Origin of the sequence: Intestinibaculum porci, assembly GCF_003925875.1 — a bacterium.
GTDB lineage: Bacteria > Bacillota_I > Bacilli_A > Erysipelotrichales > Coprobacillaceae > Intestinibaculum > Intestinibaculum porci.
Genome location: NZ_AP019309.1, coordinates 1,648,420 through 1,670,225, shown reverse-complemented (window position 1 = coordinate 1,670,225; position 21,806 = coordinate 1,648,420). Strand labels below are relative to the sequence as shown.

At 39.6% G+C, this 21,806-nt stretch carries 20 protein-coding genes; 19 read left to right on the top strand and 1 reads right to left on the bottom strand.

All coding sequences use genetic code 11. The features are described from left to right. Nucleotides 1-24 precede the first annotated feature (24 nt). The 6 genes from SG0102_RS08010 (at nucleotide 25) to SG0102_RS07985 (ending at nucleotide 4,966) form a co-directional block, all read left to right on the top strand. On the top strand, nucleotides 25-219 hold the full coding sequence (locus SG0102_RS08010) for a hypothetical protein (RefSeq protein WP_125119458.1): 195 nt from the start codon (nucleotides 25-27) through the stop codon (nucleotides 217-219). 91 nt (nucleotides 220-310) lie between these two features. Continuing rightward, entirely contained in the window at nucleotides 311-1,303 is a 993-nt protein-coding gene (locus SG0102_RS08005; protein ID WP_125119457.1) for an iron-siderophore ABC transporter substrate-binding protein, read from the top strand. Further along, entirely contained in the window at nucleotides 1,303-2,265 is a 963-nt protein-coding gene (locus SG0102_RS08000; protein WP_125119456.1) for a FecCD family ABC transporter permease, read from the top strand. The genes SG0102_RS08005 and SG0102_RS08000 overlap by 1 nt, the downstream gene beginning before the upstream one ends. Next, a complete protein-coding gene (locus SG0102_RS07995; RefSeq protein ID WP_125119455.1) occupies nucleotides 2,258-3,232 on the top strand; it encodes a FecCD family ABC transporter permease in 975 nt (324 codons plus the stop codon). The genes SG0102_RS08000 and SG0102_RS07995 overlap by 8 nt, the downstream gene beginning before the upstream one ends. A 1-nt stretch (nucleotide 3,233) precedes the next feature. After that, complete coding sequence (locus SG0102_RS07990; RefSeq protein WP_125119454.1) at nucleotides 3,234-4,025, top strand: ABC transporter ATP-binding protein; 792 nt, start codon at nucleotides 3,234-3,236, stop codon at nucleotides 4,023-4,025. Between the two features lie 32 nt (nucleotides 4,026-4,057). Beyond that, entirely contained in the window at nucleotides 4,058-4,966 is a 909-nt protein-coding gene (locus tag SG0102_RS07985; RefSeq protein ID WP_197715029.1) for a ketopantoate reductase family protein, read from the top strand. A gap of 41 nt (nucleotides 4,967-5,007) precedes the next feature. Here the strand turns inward: SG0102_RS07985 and SG0102_RS07980 are convergent, their stop codons facing one another. Then, nucleotides 5,008-5,895: a DMT family transporter gene (locus tag SG0102_RS07980; protein WP_125119453.1), complete on the bottom strand. Its 888-nt coding sequence runs from the start codon at nucleotides 5,893-5,895 to the stop codon at nucleotides 5,008-5,010. A 172-nt stretch (nucleotides 5,896-6,067) separates the two neighbouring features. Between SG0102_RS07980 and SG0102_RS07975 the strand changes: the two genes are divergently transcribed. The 13 genes from SG0102_RS07975 (at nucleotide 6,068) to SG0102_RS07925 (ending at nucleotide 21,791) form a co-directional block, all read left to right on the top strand. Then, the gene (locus SG0102_RS07975) at nucleotides 6,068-7,486 is read left to right on the top strand and encodes an alanine/glycine:cation symporter family protein (RefSeq protein ID WP_125119452.1); all 1,419 of its coding nucleotides are present in this window, start codon (nucleotides 6,068-6,070) and stop codon (nucleotides 7,484-7,486) included. Beyond that, nucleotides 7,487-8,428, top strand: coding sequence for a homocysteine S-methyltransferase (mmuM, locus tag SG0102_RS07970; protein ID WP_125119451.1), 942 nt, complete (start codon nucleotides 7,487-7,489; stop codon nucleotides 8,426-8,428). It begins immediately after the preceding gene. Between the two features lie 198 nt (nucleotides 8,429-8,626). Then, nucleotides 8,627-10,168 (top strand): DUF6937 domain-containing protein, encoded by a 1,542-nt coding sequence (locus SG0102_RS07965; protein WP_125119450.1) that lies wholly within the window; start codon nucleotides 8,627-8,629, stop codon nucleotides 10,166-10,168. Beyond that, nucleotides 10,158-11,597 (top strand): glycoside-pentoside-hexuronide (GPH):cation symporter, encoded by a 1,440-nt coding sequence (locus SG0102_RS07960; RefSeq protein ID WP_125119449.1) that lies wholly within the window; start codon nucleotides 10,158-10,160, stop codon nucleotides 11,595-11,597. The genes SG0102_RS07965 and SG0102_RS07960 overlap by 11 nt, the downstream gene beginning before the upstream one ends. Before the next feature lie 47 nt (nucleotides 11,598-11,644). After that, entirely contained in the window at nucleotides 11,645-14,002 is a 2,358-nt protein-coding gene (locus tag SG0102_RS07955; protein WP_197715028.1) for an alpha-galactosidase, read from the top strand. A 247-nt stretch (nucleotides 14,003-14,249) separates the two neighbouring features. Next, a complete protein-coding gene (locus tag SG0102_RS15365; RefSeq protein ID WP_157983004.1) occupies nucleotides 14,250-14,390 on the top strand; it encodes a hypothetical protein in 141 nt (46 codons plus the stop codon). Between the two features lie 39 nt (nucleotides 14,391-14,429). Then, a complete protein-coding gene (locus SG0102_RS15305) occupies nucleotides 14,430-14,672 on the top strand; it encodes a hypothetical protein (protein WP_148668845.1) in 243 nt (80 codons plus the stop codon). A 169-nt stretch (nucleotides 14,673-14,841) separates the two neighbouring features. Then, entirely contained in the window at nucleotides 14,842-15,336 is a 495-nt protein-coding gene (locus SG0102_RS07950; protein WP_148668844.1) for a hypothetical protein, read from the top strand. 73 nt (nucleotides 15,337-15,409) lie between these two features. Next, entirely contained in the window at nucleotides 15,410-15,601 is a 192-nt protein-coding gene (locus SG0102_RS07945) for a hypothetical protein (protein ID WP_125119447.1), read from the top strand. Nucleotides 15,602-15,651: 50 nt separating this feature from the next. Next, nucleotides 15,652-16,851, top strand: a complete 1,200-nt coding sequence (locus SG0102_RS07940; RefSeq protein WP_157983003.1) for a TniB family NTP-binding protein — start codon at nucleotides 15,652-15,654, stop codon at nucleotides 16,849-16,851. 830 nt (nucleotides 16,852-17,681) lie between these two features. Further along, nucleotides 17,682-19,250, top strand: coding sequence for a type I restriction-modification system subunit M (locus tag SG0102_RS07935; RefSeq protein ID WP_125119445.1), 1,569 nt, complete (start codon nucleotides 17,682-17,684; stop codon nucleotides 19,248-19,250). After that, nucleotides 19,243-21,039 (top strand): restriction endonuclease subunit S, encoded by a 1,797-nt coding sequence (locus SG0102_RS07930; protein WP_162300192.1) that lies wholly within the window; start codon nucleotides 19,243-19,245, stop codon nucleotides 21,037-21,039. Before SG0102_RS07935 ends, SG0102_RS07930 begins: the two co-directional genes overlap by 8 nt. 53 nt (nucleotides 21,040-21,092) lie before the next feature. Continuing rightward, a complete protein-coding gene (locus SG0102_RS07925) occupies nucleotides 21,093-21,791 on the top strand; it encodes a DUF4357 domain-containing protein (protein ID WP_125119443.1) in 699 nt (232 codons plus the stop codon). The last annotated feature ends 15 nt before the right edge of the window (nucleotides 21,792-21,806 follow it).

Sequence of the window (21,806 nt, the reverse complement as noted above, 5' to 3'; positions counted from 1 at the left end):
TTAGCTATTCCATAGGAAAAGTGATTGAGCCAAAAAAGATCAAAAAACTTTGATCGATTGAGTGATGCTTCTATCGCTGAAACAGAAACCTTAAAGAAAGATATTAAGCAGTACGCTCATGATATTATCGAAAGTGATACTGATGAAAAAGACTTTATTAAAAACGAATTATCACTGCCGAAAGATGCATCTAAAGAACAATCCCATGAAGAACGTTAATCGCGTTCTTTTTTTGTAGCATTTAGTTTGACAAGACTAACTTCTTCCTGTATAGTTTTGCGTAGTTAGCAATATCTAACCAGGAGGATTTATGAAAAAAGTTTTAACATCAGCGCTCTTAGGCGCCCTTGTCTTAACGGGATGTACATCATCTCCAACATCATCGAAAGCATCAACGGATGCCTATCCGATGACAATTACCCATGCGTTAGGAAAAACTGTTATCAAAAATAAGCCTCAACGCGTAGCGGCAGTCGGTTGGGAGAATGGTGATACACCGTTAGCTTTAAACATTGCCCCCGTTGGCATTTCCCGTTCTAACTATGGGAAAGAAACTAAACATCATTTACATAGCTGGGCTGATGAAGCTTTCAAGAAGCTCAAAGTCAATAAACCAAATGTCTATGATGATACCGATGGCTTTGATTACGAAGCGATCGCCGATTCTCATCCAGATGTCATTCTGGCGGCTTATTCAGGCATGAGTAAAGAAGACTATCAGAAACTCAGTAAGATTGCCCCTGTCATTCCTTACAAAACAAAGGCTTGGAGTACCTCATGGCGTGCTCAGACGATTGAAAATGCAACGCCATTAGGAAAAAAGAAAGAAGCACAGGCCCTCATTAAGAAAACCGAAGCACTGATTGCCAAGAAAACAGCCCAATATCCAAAACTTAAAAATAAAACGGCCGCTTTCTTATCATTATCAACAGCGAATTTAAGTTCGTTCTACATTTATTTGAATAACGATCCAAGAGCAGCCTATTTAAAGGATTTAGGTTTCACAACACCAAAGAGTATTCATAAACTGGCAAATGGTTCAAAAGATTTCAGTATCACAGTTTCAAGTGAGAAAGCCAATCAGTTATCTGATGTGGATCTGATTGTTACTTATGGTAAGAAGAGTGATTTAAAAGCCTTACAGAAAGATGCGTTAATTGGTCAGATTCCGGCTATTAAAGCTGGCCATGTTGTCTTTATTGAGCCGTCATCAGATTTAGCTGCTGGAGCGACCCCAAGTATTTTATCGATTCCTTACAACTTAGATCATTATCTGAAAGCGATGAATAAGGCGCTCTCATAATGAAAAGAAAGTATCTGATACTCATGATCAGCATGATCCTGGTCATGAGTCTTTCTTTAGGAATCGGTGCCACTCGCACATCAATGAAAGAAGTTTTAGAAGCTTTTCTTTCACCTACACTTACTCACACAAGTATTATTGTCCGCTCGCGTGTGCCAAGGACTATCGGCGGCTTATTAGCGGGTTTTAGCCTGGCTTTAAGTGGTCTTCTTATGCAGTGTCTCACCCGTAATGATTGCGCTGATGGGACAGTTTTAGGGGTCAATAGCGGCGCGAGCTTAGCTGTGATTAGCGCGATGATATGTTTAGGCATAAGCGCACACCAGGCCTATCTCTTTTTTGCCTTCATCGGCGGCTTACTGGCCTTTTTCTGCGTCTACGTCTTAGCTCATAGCGGCGGCCGGCTAACGCCCACGAAAATGATTTTATCAGGCGCTGCCTTATCCATGATCTTAAGCAGTCTGATCTCAGCGATGATCTTACCGAATATTCAAACAATGGAACGTTTTCGCTTCTGGCAACTTGGCTCGCTAGGGGCCATGACCATGTCCGATTTAATGATTCTTGGTCCTGTTTTAGTATTGGCTATCGGTATCAGTTTTTTTCTTATCAGACCGTTACGGTTGTTTATGTTAGGAGATGAGATGGCTATCAGTCTAGGGGTCAATGTTCCTCTGATCACAACGATTGCTGCCTTCTGCAGTATTTTATTAGTCAGCTGTGTGACGGCTTTATGCGGTCCGATTGGTTTTATCGGCTTGATGGTACCCCATATGATTAAAATCATCGGCATCCATGATTTAAAACACCAGATGGTTTTAAGTATGATGCTTGGCGGAATTCTGCTTGTCATTAGTGACATTTTTGCCAGAGTCTTAGGTAATGTGGAAGTAGGGGTCATTACCGCTTTAATCGGGGCACCCGTTTTTATCTTTATGTTAAGGAGGAGCACTCATGCGTAAAACAATTCATTATCAGCTGATCTGTCTGATAACCTTACTTCTAATGATCGCGGTATCTTTGGCTTATTTAAGTTTTGGGCATACCGATTATGCGCTAACAACTGTTTTAGCAACCTTACTTGGGCAAAGCAGTCAGGGGTATTTCACCATTAAGCTTTTAAAGATGCCGCAGATCATGGTAGGTATTTTAGCCGGAATGGCTTTTGGCATTGGCGGAAATCTCTTCCAGCGTCTTTTTCACAACCCCTTAGCATCGCCAGACATTTTAGGCATCAGCACCAGCGCCTCCATCGGCGCGATGATCGGCATTATGTTCTTCCAGCTATCCGGATTATCATTATCCTTATTAGCGCTCATAAGCAGTTTGTTAGGGGCATTTTTGATCTTTTATTTAGGTAGAGGCTCCTCTTCCAAAATGATCTTAAGCGGGATCGCTTTACAGTTTATGGGCAATGCCCTTATTTCCTGGATGCAGGTATTAGGTAATGATTATAACCTCGCTTCAGCGATGCGCTTTTTAACTGGCTCGTTAAATGATGCCAATAGCAGTGATGCTATTATTTTACTAATAGTCATTTTAATCGTTGGTCTTTTAATAAAGATCTTCTCTCGTGATTTTGAATTACTCAAACTCGGTGAAGAGCTGCCCCTTGTTTTAGGACAAAACAAAACCCAAAAACGGATGTTTTTCTTGAGTTTAGGCGTCTTGCTTGTGGCTTTTGCGACCGCGATCACCGGTCCCATTGCGTCCGTTGCCTTTATTGCTGGACCTATTAGTGCCAAAATAACCACAAATCACAAAAGTAACATGCTTTTAAGCGGTCTGATTGGCGCTTTGATTGTCATTTTCGCTCAGCTTTTAGCAGCGAACGTATTGCCTTATCGTTATCCCGTTGGGGTCGTCACCGCTTTATTAGGGGCACCTTATCTTATCATTTTACTCATTCGTCAGAAAGGAGCATCATAATATGCACATTCAAACCCATGATCTTGCCATCGGTTATCAGGATCATACCATCCTAGACAATATTTCCATTACACCGCCAGCGCATGAAATCAGTGTTATCTTAGGTGCTAACGGCTGTGGGAAATCCACGCTATTAAAAACCTTCTCACGCTTACTCAAACCAAAAAGCGGGATTGTCACTCTGGATCGTCAGAACATTCATAGCTTACCACCGAAAAAACTGGCACAGTCATTAAGTTTACTGCCCCAATCACCATTAGTCCCGGAAGGCATGCGCGTCTATGATTTAGTGGCTCAGGGCCGTTATCCGTATTTAAAAATGATGGGTACATTAAGTGAGAAAGATCATCAGATGATTCAGGATGCTTTAGCAATGATGCATATTGAAGATCTTAAAGATCGTTATATTCATGAGTTATCTGGCGGACAGCGCCAGCGCGTCTGGATTGCTTTAGCATTAGCGCAGGATCCAGAAGTATTATTATTAGATGAACCAACCACTTATTTGGATATCTCCTATCAGATCGAATTGCTCGATGCCCTGATGACCCTCAACAAACAGAAGAAGACAACAATCATTATGATCCTTCATGATATCAACCTAGCTGCCCGCTATAGCTCATATGTCTATGCAATAGCCCATGATTCAATTTATGAAGGCGTGCCATCAGAGCTCATTACTCCAGCGTTGATGCAGGAGGTGTATCATTTAAATTGCCAAGTTGTCGAAGATCCCATTTCACACACACCACTTATCATTCCCTTAGGAAAGTATCATCAGGACCTTGAGTAAGGTCCTTTTCATATACTGAGAGGATTGATATAATGAAGACAACGAAAGGGGAGAAAAGAATGTTAAAATATGTCATAATCGGCAGCGGCGGAACGGGCGGTGCTTTAGGCGGCTATCTATCAAAAGCCGGAAAAGATGTCACTTTCATTGCGCGAGGAGCGCATTTAAAAGCGATGCAGGAAAAAGGCTTAGAGATCATCCGCGTTCATGATACGCTTTATTTAGAGCATGTGAAAGCATGCAGTGAAGATGCTCTTCAGGAGCATCCTGACGTCATTTTTGTCTGCGTGAAAAGTTATTCTATTGATGAGGTTTTGCCATTTATTAAAAGCATTGCGTCGCCCCAAACCGTGATCATTCCGATCCTCAATATTTATGGAACAGGAGCGATGATGCAAAAGCAACTGCCGGATCTTTATGTTCTTGATGGCTGTATTTATGTAGCTTCACAGAAGAAAGCGCCAGGGGTCATCTTAATGAGCGGAGATATCTTAAGAGTTGTCTATGGGCCACGTCGTGATCAGGAAAAGAGGGTGATCTTAGAAGAAATCCGTGATGATTTAAATGAAAGTGGGATTAAGGGGCTATTAAGCGATCATATTGAACGTGATGCTCTCAAGAAATTCTCTTATGTATCCCCGCAAGGTGCTTGCGGTCTGTACTATCATATTCCTGCTGGCCCAATGCAGAAACCCGGCAAAGAGCGTGATACCTTTGCTAAGCTGGTATCCGAAATTGCCTTATTAGCGAAAGCGCAAAATATTGATTTAGGGGATGATATTGTTGAAAGAAACTTAAATATCTTAGATCATTTATCTCCCGATATGACCACTTCAATGCAGAAAGATATTGCTTCTCATCACGCCTCAGAAATAGCAGGGTTAATCGATCAGGTTTATTCGCACCGCGCGCATTTATCATCTTTCTCTGCCAACTTATGAAATGATTGCGAAAGCCTTAAAACGCACCATTTAGGTGCGTTTTATTGAGCCTTTTCTTTGGCTTTTGCTAAGATGAAAACAGTGGCCATTATCAGGAAAAAACCTAAGAAATCAGTGAACTGAAAGGTTGTATGTAACCAGAAGAATGAACAAATTGCGGCACTGACCGGCTCTAAGCTCGCTAACATACTCGCTTTGATCGCACCAATTGTACTGACCCCAAAAAGATACATAGTAAAGGCTAAAGCGGTGCCGATTAAACCGATCGCTAACATCGCTAAGATGCCAGATATATCTAAGGCTGGGATATGTTTATAAGACTGGAAGGCAATTCCCATAAATAAGCCGCCAATCATCATCCCTAAACTGACGATTGGCAGACTGCCATAACGATGCATCAGTTTCACCGGAGTTAACGTGTAGCTGCAGGCTGCTATCGCCGCTAAAATCCCCCATAAGAGTCCTTGCATAGAAATATTTAATCTGCTTAGATGACCATGGGTAGCGAGGACAAAGGTCCCTAAGGTCGCCAAAACAATACACAAGACCTCAATGCTTTGAGGGAAACGATGATCTTTAAGGCAAGTCAAAATAACGAGTAAAGTTGGATATAAATACTGTAAAACCGTAGCCGTGGCCGCATTCGAATAAGAAATAGCGGTCAGATATGTCCACTGCGAAAAAGCTAAACCGCCAATGGCAAAAATGAAAAGCTGTAAGAGATCGCGTTTATTTTGTATCAAACGTTTCAGCATCTCTCTTGAATTTATGAAAGTGATGATCATTAAAACACCACCAGCAATCAGCATCCTCATCGTTGTTAAATAGGATGAGGAGATATGGGCATGTATAAATAAATATTGACCACAAGTCCCGCTAAAGCCCCAGCAGGCGGCCCCTAAGGCAGTCAACAAGAAACCTTTTTTCATTTTTCTTCCCCCTAATAGGCCTCATTATAAAACATTTTCTTGAAAAAGAAAGTGAGTGCGTCCATTATTGAAAATAATTCGTTGTTTTTTCATGAAATATGTAGATTTTCTTTTACATTTGCCTAAATATACTGTTATATTTATCTTATGCATTTAAGGAAGGAGTTACACTATGTCATCATGGTTACAATCAGCAGCCAATGCCATGTGGGGGACATGGATGACTGTGCTGATCTTAGGAACAGGAATCTTTCTATCGATTCGTTTCCGTTTTTATTACAACTTTAGAAAAATTCCCTTTCATTTTAAAAATACCTATGGGAAAATGTTTAAGAAAGGGGAAGGAACAGGCACTGTCTCTGGCTTTGCGGCCGCCTGTACGGCCATGGCGAATACCATTGGTGTCGGCAATATCGGCGGGGTCGCCACGGCTCTCGTTTCCGGTGGTCCGGGCGCGATCTTCTGGATGTGGTTTTCCGGTTTATTTGGCATGTCAATCAAAGCCTGTGAAATTATTTTAGGACAGCGTTATCGCGTCAAATACAGCGAATCAATGGACGAATACATGTGCGATCGTTCGTTTGTCATGCGCAATGCCTTAGGCTGGAAAACTGGGGCCGTTATTTTAGCCATTGCCTGCTTTGTCTTTGGACCTTGGACCTGCTCAGTGCAAAGCGAATCCGTCACCAGTTCTTTAAAAGAAGCCTTCAATATTGATCCGCGTATTTCCATTACGATTTTGGGTATTACGTGTTTTGTGACGATCTTTGGCGGTCTCAAACGTATCTCATCAGTCATGGAAAAGGTCGTTCCATTTATGGCGATGATCTATATTTTAGCTGGATTAGGGATCCTGATTCTCAATATCACCAGGGTTCCCGCGGCCTTTATGTTAATTTTTAAAAGCGCCTTTACCCCAATGGCGGGAATTGGCGGTTTCGCCGGAGCAACCGTCCGTGATGCCATTCGTTATGGCGTGGCGCGTGGTCTTTATTCAAATGATGCTGGGACTGGTTATGGGATGATCGCTCATGCCAGCGCTAAAACTGATCATCCGGTTCGTCAGGCTTCCTGGGGCTGGGGTGAAGTTTTCTTGGATACGATTGTCGTATGTTCAGTCACAGCTTTATCATTAATTCTGACAAACGTTTATGTCACCCATCCTGGTGTCACATCAGCCCGTTTAACAACGGTCGCCTTTGGAGAAGTCTATGGTCCTTTTGGCAAGTACTTCATGGCGTTAGCGATTACTGTTTTTGCCTGGACGACTATTATCGGCATGTATTATAGCTGTGAAAAATCCGTAAACTACGTCTTTGGCGACACCCATCGCAATAAGATCTTTACCAAAATTTATATGCTTTATTATTTAGTTCCATGTGTCTTTTTATACAATGTTCAGGCGACAACCCTTTGGGCGATGACCGATATCCTTTCAGGGATCTATGTCATCGTAACGATGGTTTTCATCTACACCAAACAAGGAGAAATCATCCGTCTGTTCAAAGACTTCTGGGATCGTTATTTACCATTAAAAGAAGCTGGGGAAAATGTTCCGCCAGTTGTTTATGGCAACAAGGAGAATGTTTAAATGAATGAATATTTTGTCATTGATGGCGCGATGTCGAGCGCTTTAGAAGAGCTGCATTGCCCATCACTTAATAACAAATTATGGACCGCTAGTGTCCTCGCTAAATATCCTGAGCTCATTAAGCAGGTGCATTATAACTATTTTGAAGCCGGCGCCGACTGTGGCATTACGGCCAGCTATCAAGCGAGTATTCCTGGTTTATTAGAAGCTGGCTACAGCTTAGCGGAAGCTGAACACTTTATTACTTTATCCGTTGACTTATTCAAGCAGGCTCGTGAAGAGTGGTGGCAAAATGCTGATCATACGCGCACGTATCCGCTTTGTTTAGGATCTGTTGGCCCTTATGGCGCTTATTTAGCCGATGGCAGTGAATATCGTGGCCATTATAAAATCTCAGACCAGGAGCTTTATAACTTTCATAAAAGACGTATTGAATTATTACATGAAGCGGGGGCAGATATTATCTTATTTGAAACCGATCCTTCTTTAAGAGAAGCACTTGTCGAAGCGCAAATCGGTGAAGAATTAGGTCTTGATTACTGGATCAGTTTCTCTTGTCGTGACTCACATCATACCAATGAAGGACAGACGATGGCAGAATGCGTGCAGGCTTTATCTGCTTACTCACATTTAAAAGCAATTGGCATCAACTGTACAGATCCGCGTCATATTCTAGGGCTGATTGAAGATCTCGTCCGCGTAACGGATTTACCAGTCTTTGTTTATCCAAATAGCGGTGAAGTCTATGATCCCGTTACCAAAACATGGTCAGGAAAGGGTGATCAGGTTTCCTTTGGTGATTATGCTTATACCTGGTATAAAGCTGGCGCAAAAGGCGTCGGCGGCTGTTGCACAACAACCGAAAAACATATTAAGCAAGTCGCCGCAGCACGTGATCGTTTCTTACAGATGAAAGATATTAAACAAATTCATATCAAATAATATAACACATTGCAGATCTCCGCTATTACTGGAGATCTTTTTCCATCCATCAGAAATGTCTTGAAATAATACACTAAAGAGTGAAGTCATCACAAATGAAACTGTAAAGTTTTACAGTTTATTTTTAAATAATTATTATATGCGCTTACTTCAATGTTGTACAATAATAATATGTCAACATGAAAAGAGGATTCTATAATGAATAAAAACAAGAAGATTGATTTCGATCAAGTATCAATCGTTAAAAGAGATCGTTCGGCTATTATTTTTGGTAATCCCATTAGTAATTCGGATTATCAAAAAGCAGTTCGTTCGAAACAGCGTTTTATTAAACGATTTGGTGATGACCAAAATAAGGATTATCCGGTGGCTTTAGTCGCCAATAGGGAAATTGGGGATTTACTGGGCGTCAGTAACTTGCTTGTTGGGGAGCGTGCTGAAAGCGTAAATCAAGAGGAAAGAGAAATATTTGATCATGAAAAAGGGATCATTGTCGGGAATATCCGCATGGGATTTGGCCATTATCGTATTTCGATGGCCATGGCTTCTGCGGCCCAAGCATTAGGATATCATCTTTACTGGATGGATCTTAACTCTTATCCGGATACAACTTGTACAAAAGTGATCTCTGCCCAAAATGATTTGTACTCCATGGGATCACGTATCTCGCAAAAGAGTCGTGCTTTTAATCATGTCGTTTGGGAACCGATGAACTATGAAGGCTTTCGCAAACTCAGCTATAATGCGGCCGATCAGAAGAATGCGGAATTAATGGCGCCCGTATTTCACAATATTCCTAAAGATATTCCGCTTATTGCGACGCATGTCTGGCCAGCTCAAGCGGCGCTTCATGGACATATGAAATATGTCGTCAATGCCATTCCTGATAACTGGCCGATGGCCCTTCATTTAGCTGAAGGCAGTCTTCATACTGTGCAAACCCATCAGGCTTATCAAGGCTATCGCATTTTAAATGGCATGCAGGGCGCAAAAGTTCTGCGGCCAATGCCTGAAGGCAGTCTTGTTTACACCGGACATTATGTTGATCATGAACTGACTGCAAATGTTGAAAAAGATTGTGAAGCGAGAATCCGTCGAAAGGAAGCCAAACAGCCGATGCGCTTCCTTTTAACCATTGGCGGGGCCGGGGCACAAAGAGAAATCTTTGCTGGAATTATTCGCTATCTGCTCCCACTGATTGAAGAGAAGAAAGCGATGCTTTATATCAATGTAGGAGACTATCGTAATGTCTGGGATCAGTTATGTAAAGAAATTCCTGAACTTCATAAACGTTCTGTCGAACATTTCGATCACTGGAAAGAAACGCAGACATTTGCACAAAAAGCTCTCGATGAACCTATTTTCGGGATTCACGCTTTTTATCATCAGAATATCTTTCAGGCGGTTTATTGTACAAATTTATTAATGCGCAGCACCGATGTTTTAGTGACAAAACCAAGTGAACTGACCTTTTATCCGATTCCTAAACTCTTTATTCACCGGATTGGCGGTCATGAAAAGTGGGGGGCTATTCATTCTGCAGAAATGGGGGATGGCACATTAGAATGCGAAGATCTCCCTCATGTCATTCAAATGCTGGAATTATTCCTGAATGATTCCTCATTTCTTCAAGAGATGTGTCAAAATATTATGCGCAATAAGAAAATGGGCCTTTATGATGGTGCTTATAAAGTGGTGAAACTGGCCATGGAAATGAGAGGGAAACACAATGAACAATAAAACGTTAACAGGACGAGAAAAAGCCTCCTATGGACTTGGCGCAGTAGGAAAAGACATGGTCTACATGCTTTCTGCCAGCTATATCCTTTATTACTTTCAAGATATTATGGGCGTGAGTGCTTATGCCATGGCAGTCATTCTGCTAGTCGCCAGAGTCTTCGATGCCTTTAATGATCCCGTCATGGGCGTGATCGTCGCCAAAACAAGAACACGTTTTGGCAAATTCCGACCATGGCTGCTCATTGGGACACTGACTAATTCGGTTGTTCTTTTTGCCATGTTTGCCTGTCCGCCAGCATTAAATGGTGCGGGATTAATCGCTTATGCCGCCATCTTCTATATTTTATGGGGCGTCACTTATACCATGATGGATATTCCTTTCTGGTCAATGATTCCCGCCTTTACCAGAGGCGGCGAGGAAAGAGAAAACCTCACTGCTCTTGCCAGATCCTGTTCTGGGGTCGGTTCGGCGATTGTCACAATCTTCACTTTATTAGCCGTTCATGCCTTAGGCAGCGCTTTTGGCGGCACCTCTGCCAAAGACATTGAACGTATTGGTTTCAAATGGTTTGCTCTCATCATTGCCATATTGTTTGCCGTCTTTATCATCATTACTTGTCTCAATATTAAAGAAAAATCATCTGTCTCTATGCCGGCTGCCAGTGTCAAGGATATGTTTGTATCACTTGTTCATAATGATCAGGCCATGGCGGTTGTCGTGACGATTGTCTTAATCAATACAGCGATGTATATTACATCTAATTTAGTGATCTATTTCTTTAAGTATGATTTAGGCGGATCGGGCTGGTATAATAATTATACCCTTTTTAATACCGTCGCCGGGGCGGCGCAGATTTTGGCCATGATGGCCCTTTATCCGCTGTTAAGACGTGCTTTAAAAATTGCCAATACGCATATTTTCTATATCAGTTTAGCCATGTCGGTGATCGGCTATATTGTTTTACTATTATTTGCTATTTCAGGATCAAAGCTTTTAGCTGTGTATTTGATTCCTGGTGTTCTGATTATGGCAGCCTCAGGCATCAATAATGTTTTAACCACGATCTTTCTTGCCAACACCGTCGATTACGGGGAAATCAAAAACCATCGCCGTGATGAATCTGTCATTTTCTCCATGCAGACTTTTGTCGTGAAATTAGCGTCAGGGATTGCGGCTTTCGTGGCATCGATTACGTTAGGCATACTCTCTTTATCGGACAAAGCCACGACCACTGCCCAGCAGACCTTTGACTTTGCCAGTGCAGTCTCACTTGCGCAGAAAATGGGTTTGCGCCTGGTTGTCACTCTCATTCCGATGGCTGGTATTATTATTGCCTTCTTCTGGTTTAGAAAGAAATATATATTAACAGATGAAAAAGTAGAAGCCTTAGCCAACGAAGTGGCCCATCTTCACGAAAAACAAAAATAACAAAGATCCGGCATTACTTTGCCGGACTTTCTCATGGGAGGATTATAATGATCACAACAATTAATGAACGTGTTTATGCACTCTCAACAAAAACAACAACTTATTTATTTGAAGTCTTACCATCAGGACATTTAGAACATCTCTATTATGGTCCACTTTTACCGCAAGTCACGAGCGATGAAGCATTGGCCTTCGCACAGAAGCGTGCTTGTGAGTGTGGCAATACCATTATTTATAGTGATGATGATCCCGATGTCATGCTGGAAAATACACCTTTGGAAATGTCTGCAGAAGGGAAAGGGGATATCCGTGAACCCTTTATTGAAGTGATTCATGAAAATGGCAGCCGCACTTCAGATTTCCTTTTCCAAAAAGCAGAAATCCTTGCCAAGAAAGATCCCTATGACACTTTACCGGGATCCTATGGCCTCGCAGGAAACAATCATCTTGTGATCACGCTTAAGGATCAGCAAGCTGATTTACGTCTTGAACTGCACTATTATGTTTATGAAGATGAGGATGTCATTTGTCGCAGCAGTCGTCTGATTAACGATAGTGATGAAACTGTGACTCTTAACAGGCTAATGAGTACACAGTTAGATTTAACGAATAATGATTATGTGATGACATCTTTTACGGGCTCTTGGAGCAATGAAATGAATCGTCACGATACATCGCTTTTAGCTGGTAAACATGAGATTTCTTCATTTACCGGGACTTCATCAAGCCGCGCAAATCCTTTTGTCATGATCAGTGAGAAAAACACCAGTGAAGACTATGGATCCTGTTATGGTATGAATCTGATCTATAGTGGCAATCACTATGAAATGGCCGAAGTCAATGCCTATGGACAGACCCACTTTTTATCAGGCATCAATCCTCGTGGCTTTCAATGGGTACTAGAACCTCACGAAACGTTTGAAGCGCCAGAAGCGGTCATGACCTATTCTCATGAAGGATGGAGCGTATTAAGTTTACATATGCATGCCTTTATCCGTGAACATATCGTCAGAGGAGAATGGAAGCATAAACCACGTCCTGTTTTGTTGAACAGCTGGGAAGCCTATTATTTTCAGTTTAATGAACATAAGCTTCTCTCATTAGCTAAGAAAGCCAAACAAGTGGGGATAGAATTATTTGTTTTAGATGATGGCTGGTTTGGTCATCGCGATGATGATACATCTTCCCTAGGCGACTGGTTTGTCAATTCGAAAAAGTTACCTCATGGTCTTAAATATTTTGGTGAAAAGATCCATGAATTAGGCATGGATTTTGGCTTATGGATTGAACCAGAAATGGTCAATGTGAAGAGTACACTTTATCAGGAACATCCTGATTGGACCTTAGCGATTCCTCATACGCCACATTCGGAAGGACGTCATCAGCGTTTATTAGATCTAACACGAAAAGACGTTGTTGATCACCTCGAAAAAGTCATGAGTGACCTCTTTTCAAGTGCTCCCATTGACTATATCAAATGGGATATGAATCGCATCATTTCCGATGCTTTTTCTCCTTCATTAGAGGCCTCAAGACAGGGAGAAGTTTTTCACCGCTACGTCTTAGGTCTTTATGATCTTATGCATCGTCTCACAGTGAAGTTCCCCCATATCTTATTTGAAGGCTGTGCTGCTGGGGGCAATCGTTTTGATTTAGGCATACTTTGTTTTTTTCCACAAATCTGGGCAAGTGATAATACTGATCCGATCTGTCGCGCGCAAATTCAGGAAAACTATAGCTATGGGTATCCATTATCTGTCTTTTCTGCTCATGTCTCTGCCAGTCCTAATCACCAGACTTTAAGGCAGACTTCTCTCAAAACACGCTTTGACGTAGCTACCTTCGCTATCCTTGGTTATGAGCTCAACCTTAATGATCTCAGTAAAAACGCATTAGAAGAAGTTAAGCAGCAGATTACCTGGTATAAACAATACCGTACGATTTTACAAGAAGGACACTTTTATCGTACGATGCAAAAGCAAAATGATCGCCAGGAGTATAGCTGGACATGTGTTGCACAAGATCAAAGCTGTGCTATTGGCTTCACCTTGCAGACATTAGTCCATCCGCATCAGCCTTTTCATACATATAAGGCGAGAGGTCTTGATCCCATGAAATGTTACTCATTTCAAAATGTATCCCACAAGGAAGATATTCGTCGTTTTGGTGATTTAATTAATAGTCAGATTCCCATTCATATTAAGCCGGATTCCCTGACTCAAAAAGTTGCTTCACAGTTTGTCAAACTAGAAGGTGAAAAGGACTATTATGCATCTTTATCAGGTGCATCATTGATGTATGGTGGTATTTGTTTAAAAACATCTTATACTGGAACAGGATATAATGAAAATGTCCGCTTATATCAGGATTTCGATTCCCGTCTTTATTTAATGAAAGCACTCTAAGGTGCTATAAGAACCATGAATATTTAAGAGAAGCTGTTGATTGGCTTCTCTCTTTTTTTGTGATGCTTTATTTGGCTGAGAAATGATTATGAAAAATAACCGTTGGAAACCAAAAATGACCGTTCGCACCCAAAGTATTGTATTTATATTTCCATTTTATTATAATATAAGTAGATGAAGAGAAGCTGAATGATTATAAAATGGTTTGCGAAGCAAAAAAAGTTTAGCTATTAGGTGATCGCTTACAATGAATTGTCATTATGTTATAGAATGTAATCAGCTGGAAAGAGAAAACGAAGAAAGAATTACAAGGGCAAAATTAGAAGCAGAACGTGAAACAGGAAATCAAAAAAGAAAAGAACCATTTGTCGACCACCGCGAAAGATAAAAGTGTTGGAGAATAGTTAAAGAGATGAAGGTGATATTTATGAGAAAACAGCTTTCAACATTAGAAGTTATTAGATTACCATTTTGTATCAGCAAAAAAGAATTAAAGCATCCTTTTGCGCTAAATGTCATTTCGTTTGTATTAGTTGTGGGTTTCTTAGTTGCATTATATTACATGATCCCAGTTTTATCTAAAGTTTATTCACTTCTTATTTTGAGCTTACTGCTATATCTTGTAATGGTATTTACGTTTTACCTATTTTATGAGCATGATCATAAGTAAATACAATCACGAATGGGTGCGATCGTAAGCATTGGTATTGTCAGTACTGAAAATGCATATCGCCTGATCTTTTAGATAGGAGTCATTAGAACCGCGAATTAGAAAAACTATTTATACTGATTTATTATAAAATACATTTATCAGGAGATTTCTTTTAAAAGGAGGGAGAGTGAGAAATATATTTATGTTAGTTATCGATAATTTAAAAAAAGTCCTCGTAATCACTTTATCTTTAATTTGCGTTACTGGATGTTCACAAAGCAAAAAAGATTATTTTAGTCAACTTTCTACAGACTTTTATTATTGGAAAGTAGAGATCAATTCATCGCCCTATAAGTATAATTATATTCTTTGTGCTATTACTACACTCACTTCGAAAAAATCTGATTTAAAGGATATGAAAGACTTGAAAGTCAGTTACAAACTTCCAGATGATGTAAAAAAAGTTACCGGAGTTTATAATAGTAAGAACTTTACAACTGATAAAATGAAAGAAAAAATCACACTTGATTCAAGGCCTCATAAAATTGATTATTTCTATTTCCACTCAAATTCTCAAAATGCTAAACAGTTGGCTAATAATGTCTTTTTTAAGGTAAAATGTATTTATACTGTAAATGAAAAATCAAAATCAACATCGGGGACATTAGTTGATTGTAGTTAGAAAAATATTGGCAATCCAAGCCAAAAACTATAACTGACTTTTGAACAAGAACAATAAAAGGGAGGTTAATTTTATGATTATTTTAATTTTTATCATTATCATTCTTGTAGCTCTTATTGCAATTGCGCTTTATCTTCATTTTTCTAAAAAGCCAGAACCAGCTTATGATCCTGAACGAGTTAAATTAGAAAGAGAGAATGAAGAGAGAATTGCGAAAGCAAGAATGGAGGCTGACCGTCAGGCTACTAGAAATTTTTTTAAATGAATTTTTAAGTTGAATCAATTAGGTCTCTAGCTACAAAAGCTAGAGACCTTTTGAATGGCTCATTTTCTCTTCTTGGATATGGCGGGACTGGGAAAAGCTTAGCACTGTCAATTATCATGTCGCATTATAAACAGGTGGTTATCCATAGATTGAAAGGGGGAGACGAAATTTATCAGATACTTTATCTGATTGTCCAGTGTCCTCCTAACGGCAATATGTCAGCCTTTTATTCGAATATTGGAAAAGCTGTTGATACTGCTATTGGTTACACTTATCCGGCTTTTCAGAAGCGAATCGATCAAGTACGCAGCTTAGGCGAAAAACTTAATATTGTCATTAATATTATTGAACGTTTTAATATTGGATTAATCATATTTGATGAAATTCAAATGTTTTTAACTTCAAAGAATAGCAATCATGAAAGGGTTAATGTTAAAACAGAATCTTTTCAGGCCATTACTACAATCATGAACAGTACTGGTGTCAGCATTGGCGTCATCGGAACTGAAATTGCTTATCGTCTGATCTTTGAAGATCAGATCCATCAGAATCGCCGACTTGGTAAAACTATTTATGCTGACTCATACTGTTCCAATCATTCGACATTTATGCGCATACTCAATGCACTCATCGATTATCAATGGACTGACGTAAAAATCACTAAAGAAGATTTAACGCCAGATTTGCTCAAGGCATTCATGGACTGTACACATGGAATCATCGATCTGATTATTGGATTATATTCAGCACTTCAGCATGAAGCACTGATCACTGATCGCAAGACAAAGATTAATGAATCCTTCGTTAGAAAAGTTGCAAAAAAGTATTATCCGAATCTGATGAAAACGATTGATAATATTGGTGCCTCAGACTATGACCGGACACGTTTAGCTGAGATTGAAGAAGCCAGTAAGCTGATGAAAAAAGACATCAGCAAGCAGTCTGACATCGAACATGAACGTACGATATCGAAAATCAAAAATAAGCCATCTGATAAGGATATGCTGATCAAATCAGCAGTCGCTAAGATTACCGCCGTATCAGATGATTTCAAAGTGAACAGTATTATCGATGTATCTAAAGAGCTCTATGAAACTGGCAATTATTCAGTTACTGATGAAAAGCAGTTCACCAGAGATGTAATGAAAGTTTTATCAGGAAAAAAGATCAGAGCAAAAAAGAAACCAGATCGCATGTCAAAGGACGTTATGATGCAGTTTTTAGACAACAAAACACAAGATACCAATTAAGTCTCTAGCACAAAGCTGGAGACTTTTTTAGCATAATAGAGACCATTTTATAGCCATTATTTAATGAAATAAGCTTACTGTTCGCGATTATGTTTTAACAAAATCATCGTTTTTCTGCATTATAAAAACTGCTGTTCGCGGTAGTGTTTTAACACATTTCTCAAAAAACATTGATTTATTCGCATTAAATTGTCCTGTTCGCGATATGTTTTGTAAAAACACCATCGAGAACGAGAATACCTGTTTTTGCTGAAAATATGAAGATATTTAAAAACACCATCGAGAATGGCGATTTTTGCATTGCAAGAATTAACTAATTAATCAAAATACCTTCGCGAACAGCTGAAAGCTGAGGTTTAATAGTATTAAAACATATTATAAAACAGTAAGATAAATATACATAAGTGAAAGGAGTGTGCTGTGCTGAAATCTCGCTGCACTAAATGATCAACCTCATCGAGTCGGTCATAAACTTTAAGTTGTCTGACGGCATCAACAAAGGTGATAGGCGTTCTGCCGATTTCAACATTCGACAGCCAGTCAGGGGGATGATAAGTAAGTTCTGCTGCCTGCTTTTGTGTCAGGCCTTTTTTCTTTTCTGATCCTGCGCAGCTGTTCGCCTACGTTCTCAACATCTGTTAAATTGTTGTTGTGATATTTCATTAGCATTCTCCTTTCATCAAAATCATATTACAAAAATAGGTCATTGAACTAACAATTTCTTTGTTAGATGATAAATTTATCAGTTATAGTTACCCAAATATGTCATATTATAACTGCCTATGATAAAATATAAGTATGTGTTAGAAAGGAAAGGTTTTATTTATTATATGGACAGAGAACAACAAAGATTAGAACTTTATAAGGGTATATGGCAGATCGCCAATGATCTAAGAGGCGCAGTTGATGGATGGGATTTCAAAAACTACGTTCTTGGTATGCTCTTTTACAGATATATTTCTGAAAATATGACTGGTTATATTAATAAAGGCGAACATGATGCCGGTAATACGGATTTTGATTACGCAGAAATGTCAGATGAAGATGCTAAAGAAGCACGTGAAGGACTTATCGAAGAAAAAGGATTCTTTATTCTTCCTTCCGAACTGTTCTGCAACGTCAGAAAAAACGCAAACAGTAACGAGAATCTGAATGAAACGCTCGATAAAGTTTTCAGAGATATCGAAGAGTCATCGGTTGGAACAGACTCTGAGCGAGATATGAAAGGACTGTTTGATGACATCGATGTCAACAGCAATAAACTTGGCGGTTCAGTAGCTGAAAGAAATAAACGTCTGGTCAGTCTTCTTAATGGGATTGGCAGCATGAACCTTGGAAGTTATGAAGACAATTCTATTGACGCATTCGGTGATGCTTATGAATACCTGATGGGCATGTATGCAGCCAATGCAGGGAAGAGCGGCGGCGAGTACTTTACACCACAGGAAGTCAGCCGACTTCTGACACTGATTGGTCTTAATGGCAGAAAACAGGTCAATAAGGTATATGACCCTGCCTGTGGATCGGGCTCACTTCTGCTCCAGTCTGCAAAAATCTTAGGCAATGATAATGTAAGACTAGGCTACTATGGTCAGGAAAAAAACGTAACCACATATAACCTCTGTCGTATCAATATGTTCCTTCATAATATCGGATATGAAAAGTTTGATATCGCACAAGGGGATACACTCATCAATCCGCAGCATTGGGATGATGAGCCGTTTGACCTGATCGTAAGTAATCCCCCATATTCAACTAAATGGGCTGGAGATTCCGACTCCGTACTCGCCAACGATGAACGTTTCAATGTTGCTGGTGCACTTGCACCAAAATCAAAAGCCGATTTAGCCTTTGTCATGCACTCATTAAGCTGGCTTTCTAATGAAGGGACCGCTGCAATTGTCTGCTTCCCAGGCATTATGTACAGAGGCGGCAAAGAAAAGACAATCAGAAAATATCTAGTAGAAAGAAACTTTGTAGATGCGGTCATTCAGATGCCAGGTAATCTCTTTTTCGGAACCTCAATTCAGACATGTCTTCTGATTCTCAGAAAGGCAAAGGAAAACGATAAGACCTTATTCATTGATGCATCAAGTGAGTTTGTTAGTGCAACCAATTCAAACAAGCTTTCTGAAGAAAACATTCAGACTATTTACAAATGGTATATGGATAAAAAAGAAGTTGAACATAAGGTTAAGTTCGTATCAATCGATGACATTGCAAAAGAAGACTACAACTTATCTGTCAGCACATATGTTGAGCCTGAAGACACACGAGAAAAGATTGACATTGTAAAACTAAATGCAGAGATCAGAGAAATTGTAAAAAGAGAAGAGAAGCTGAGAGCATCCATTGATGAAATCATTGCTGAAATCGAAGGCGGTGCAGAAAATGAATAAACTTGGTGAACTGTTAAAAGAATACTGCCCAGATGGCGTGGAATATAAAGCTATAAAAGAAGTATTTACACGCCTTCATGGAACTCCAATTACAGCAAAGAAAATGAAAGAAATAGAAGACCCTAATGGTAATATTAAAGTCTTTGCCGGTGGAAAAACTGCAATAAATGCTATGGAGGAAGATATTCCAAATGCAAATATTACGAGTGTTCCAGCTGTCTTAGTACAATCAAGAGGTGTAATTGATTTTATTTATTATGAAAAACCATTTACATTTAAAAATGAAATGTGGGCTTATACAGCTAAGGAAAAAATTTCTATAAAATTTCTTTATTATGTGTTAAAAAACAATGTGAAATATTTTCGAGATGTTGCTGGTAGAATGGGGTCATTTCCCCAAATATCAATTCAGGTGACAGAAAAATTTAAAGTTCCCGTTCCCCCGTTACCCGTTCAGGAAGAAATAGTCCGCATACTGGACTCATTCACAGAGCTTACAGCAAAGCTTACGGAAGAGCTTACAGCAAGAAAAAAGCAGTATGAGTATTATCTAGATAAGATGCTTTCTATAAATGATAGTCAATCGAAATTATTATCAGATATGGCTGATGTATTTCGCGGAGAATATATAACCCAGAAAGGAAGTATAGCTGGAAACGTTCCAGTCGTGTTAGGCGGACAGGAACCAGCGTATTATGTTGATAAATCAAATCATGAGGGTGAAATTGTAGCAGTGGCTCGCAGCGGTGCTTCAGCCGGATTTGTCTCATATTGGAACGAACCCATTTACATAACGGACGGATTTGGATTTGAGGCGCGAGATGGCATTGCACTTCCAAAATACCTTTATTACGTCCTTAAACGAAAAGAACATGAGCTGAATGCCATGAAGCGAGGCGCAGGTGTTCCGCATATCAGTGGGGAAATGCTTAGCAAGATTAAGCTACCGTCTCCATCTATAGATGTACAGAAAAGAATTATCGAAGTTCTTGATAATTTCGATGCAATATGTTCAGATCTTAACATTGGGCTTCCCGCCGAGATTGAAGCTCGTCAGAAACAGTACGAATATTACCGTGATGCACTGTTGACATTTGCTGAAACAGGAGACATAATCGCTCAGACAGACAGACAGACAGACAGACAGACAGACAGACAGACAGACAGACAGACAGACAGACAGACAGACAGACAGACAGACAGACAGAACATCATTAGATTAGTTCAGTATGTGTTTGGATATGCTTATGTTGGATTGGAAGATATATCAGAAAACTGTGACAACATGCGCAAACCTGTAACAAAGAGTAATCGTTCTTCTGGAGAATATCCATATTATGGTGCTTCTGGGATTGTAGATTACGTTTCTGATTATATATTTGATGGAGACTATCTACTCATATCAGAAGATGGGGCAAACTTAGTAGCGAGAGTTACGCCTATAGCTTTTTCAATTACAGGAAAGAACTGGGTTAATAATCATGCTCATGTTTTGAAATTTCATAATTTAGATGAGCAAAAATATGTTGAAATGTATCTTAATAATATGGATTTAACTCCATTTATTACTGGTGCTGCACAGCCAAAGCTGAATCAAAAAAAGCTCAATGATATTAAAATACCAATGCCTGATAAGGAAAAAACGCATCAGATAGTCGATATACTGAGTCGCTTTGATAAGATATGCACTGATATTTCATCAGGCATTCCAGCTGAAATAGAAGCAAGAAAGAAACAGTATGAATATTACAGAGATAAACTTCTCTCATTCAAGAAATTAGATAAATAGGCAGCGATCGGGAACTGTGTTCCCGGCTTACTGCATGAAAAGGAAGATATAAAATGTCAAAAGGGATAATTTATGTAATGTCAACAATTGTTCCTGGCCTTATTAAAATAGGAAAGACAGGAACTGACAATTTTGAAGGCAGAATGTACAGTCTTGAACACAATGGCTACTCAAATGTAGTTGGACTGCAGAGACAGTTTGCTATTGAGGTTGAAGATTATGATGAGAAGGAAAAACTTCTTGATGATATTTTCAGCAAGTCACGTGTTCCGGGGACTGAACTGTTTGCGCTTGATATTGATCTTGTCATTCAGCTTCTCTCATCTTTTGAAGGAAATCAGGTTTATCCTGAAACCGAGACAAAGGAGCAGACTTTTGATGAAGCAACTGCAAAAAGACATATTAAGGAAGACTGGGCACTGGTTCCCGATGGAACATATTATCTGAAAAGAAAAATCAAAAGAAATGAAAACAAAGCTGTGGAAGCCAGCATGATAGTAAAAGAAGGACGGTATATCATTCCAAAAGGGACAGTAATAAGTCCAACTGAAGCTGAACGTCTTGCTGATAATATACGTTCAGTCAGACATTCAGATGCCGTAAAAGATTTTGTGACACAGGAAGATGTTACATTTATGGCGCCTTCTGCTGCAAGCGACTTTGTTATTGGAGGTCCTTCCAATGGCTGGGTGAACTGGAAAAATCAGGACGATGATCCAATTGATATCTATAGGAGAAAACGCACCGGATAAAATTTAATCAGAAAG